The sequence below is a fragment of the uncultured Intestinibacter sp. genome (assembly GCF_902468165.1).
Lineage (GTDB): Bacteria > Bacillota > Clostridia > Peptostreptococcales > Peptostreptococcaceae > Intestinibacter.
The window spans coordinates 1-2,684 of record NZ_CABQXJ010000133.1 but is presented as its reverse complement, the minus strand read 5'-3'; the positions used below and the strand labels follow the sequence as shown (position 1 = coordinate 2,684).

At 26.4% G+C, this 2,684-nt stretch carries 2 protein-coding genes; both read right to left on the bottom strand.

Going from position 1 to position 2,684, the window contains the following annotated elements:
- Nucleotides 1–157: 157 nt before the first annotated feature.
- Nucleotides 158–1,429: a Gfo/Idh/MocA family oxidoreductase gene (locus RDX53_RS13965; protein WP_307994357.1), complete on the bottom strand. Its 1,272-nt coding sequence runs from the start codon at nt 1,427–1,429 to the stop codon at nt 158–160.
- Nucleotides 1,430–1,508: 79 nt separating this feature from the next.
- Nucleotides 1,509–2,420 carry a DMT family transporter gene (locus RDX53_RS13960; RefSeq protein ID WP_307994356.1) on the bottom strand — a complete coding sequence of 304 codons (912 nt, stop codon included), beginning with the start codon at nt 2,418–2,420 and terminating at the stop codon, nt 1,509–1,511.
- Nucleotides 2,421–2,684 lie beyond the last annotated feature (264 nt).

Sequence of the window (2,684 nt, the reverse complement as noted above, 5' to 3'; positions counted from 1 at the left end):
TATTTTGATGTTTTTGATGACACCTTGATAATCACAATATATAATTTTATTTAATTTTTATTATAATATAAAAAGAGGTAGGAGAAAATAAAGTATTTATATACTATTTTACTCATACCTCCTATTTTTTTATTCTAAAATTTATAAATTTTATTTATTAAAACATCATTTTCTCTATTTGTCTTGTCATTTCTACTGCATCATCGAAAAATGATTTTACATCGACTACTGTTTCACTTACATTTGCAAATTCTGCGGCAAATGTAGCCACATGACTTTCTATAACACTTCCCACATCTGAGATACAAGATTTATAATTTTTATTTTTTACTCTATCTATAAAATCTAAAAATAGCTTTTCATCAGTATTTTCTTGGTCTAGTTTTATTATTTTTTCATCAGTATTTAAAAAACTTTTTATTTTTATTTCTTTTTGTTTAAATGATGCCTCTACTTCACCTTCTTTAAAGAAAAGTCTTATTTTTTTATCACTTTCTTTTGTAAATGCATTTATATTGAAGTTTGAAGTTACTTTATTGTCAAATTTAAATATACTAGTTAAATTATCACAGACATCATTATCACAATAAAATACACATTTACCATAAGGTCCTTGCTTTAATATAGCTTCTAGATTGTCTTTTGTAGGATTTATATGTACTGAATTATTTATAAGTTTGTCTTCTTGTAGATATATTTTTTTAGCTGAAAATGGACATAACTCTTCTTCTCCACATCTAAAACAATTTTCACTCATTTTTGTGTTGAAGTTTTCCCAATTAAATATTCTTAAATCAGAAAAACAAGATACCTTTTGGCACTTACCTTTACTCAGATTTATCATCATGTCTATATCTTGACAGCTATTTGTAAGCATTATTGTTGCAGTGTCGCTTGTTATTCTCCAGTTACCTCTAACATAATTATGGACAAAGTTTTGATATCCTATATCAACGTTATATGAAATATTTATTAAATCGCCTAGTTTTTTATCATCTACTATTTCTTTTAATTTTGTATAAAAACTAGAGTATCTATTGTTGTAGGCCACCATAAACAATCTGTCTTTGTTTTTTAAGCTGTATTCTTTTAGATGAACAAGCTCATCTAAACTATTTGCTACAGGTGTCTCAACCAAAACATCGTATCCTTTGACTAATAATACTTGTGCTGTGTCGTAATGCAAAAGGTCATAATGAGATATTATAACAGCATCTGCTAACTTATCATGAGCTATAAAGTCATTTAAATTATCAAATACCATATCTTTATCTACTGGATATTTTTCTAAAAATAGATCTCTTCTTCCCTTTTTATTTTCGACAAAAGCAACTATTTCACACTTATCTTTGTATTTTGCTATTAAAGGTGCATACGTATATGCACCTCTAAGACCTGTCCCTATAATAGCTAATTTTACTTTTTCCATACTAAATTCCCCTTTTCTTAAAGTGCTAATTATTCCGTATGGTTTAATTATAGTATATTTATGTAGATTGTAGGGAAGTTTATTTCTCTTGAATTTGTTTTAATGATTTATCTTTATTTTCGATTTTATCTAATTTTTTATTGTATAAGAACATATCAAATGCAGCGGCAAATACTATTAAATATCCTATTATACTCATCATATCAGGATGTTCTCCAAAGAATGCTATTCCTAAAATTGCTGAACATATTATACCACTGTAGTCGTATATAGATATTTCTTTAGCTGGTGCAAATTTATACGCAAGTGTAACACCGAATTGACCTATACTTGCAAATATACCAGCAAGAAGTAGATATACAACTTGTATAATTGTCATAGGTTTATACACAGCTACACAAATAGGTAAAATAACTATAAGTGAAAATGCTGAGAAGAAAAATACTATTGTGTAGTAATCTTCTTTATTTCCTAAAGCTCTAACACAAGTATATGCAAGAGCTGCTCCTATAGCACCTAAAACACCTACTAAGTAAGGTAGTACTTCTACATTAAAACTCGGTTTTATTATAAATAATGCTCCAATAAACGCCACACTTACCATTGTAATTTGTTTTAAGTTGATTTTTTCTTTTAAGAATAATGCACAGAATATAACAACTAAGAATGGACTTAATTTATTTAACATATTTGCATCTGATAATACTAATCTGTCTACTGCATAATAATTGCATATAATTCCTATAGTACCAAATGTAGATCTTAAGATTAGTATTTTTCTGTTTTCTTTTTTACCGACTAAGCTACCCTTGTGTTTTATAATTAAATATAGGGCTATTACAGCTGCCACTAAATTTCTAAAGAATGTTTTTTGGAAACTTGGTAAATCCCCGGCTAATTTTATAAATGCCGACATAATCGCAAAACCACATGCAGAAGCGATTATACAAAGTATACCTTTTATTCTGTCTGACTTGATTATTTTTTCCATATTTTAAGCGATAATTTAAATTTTTAAACTTCGCAAATGTCACCTCCTCATAATCTATCCTTTAAAATTTGATGTATATTAATTTAAATTGTATAAATCGACATAATAAGATATTAATATATAATATCTCTATTAATATGCCCTTTCAATTTATTAATAATACTATCCCAATTTATTATTGTATATTTTATTTTTTAATCCGTCAAATAATAAATTGATTAATAAATCTTATATACTTAATTATAAATATAAAGTATAAACAAA

What these genes read in the sequence shown, in the direction of transcription:
- RDX53_RS13965 (WP_307994357.1), bottom strand. Translation starts at nt 1,429, where the DNA reads ATGGAAAAAGTAAAATTAGCTATTATAGGGACAGGTCTTAGAGGTGCA.
- RDX53_RS13960 (WP_307994356.1), bottom strand. Translation starts at nt 2,420, where the DNA reads ATGGAAAAAATAATCAAGTCAGACAGAATAAAAGGTATACTTTGTATA.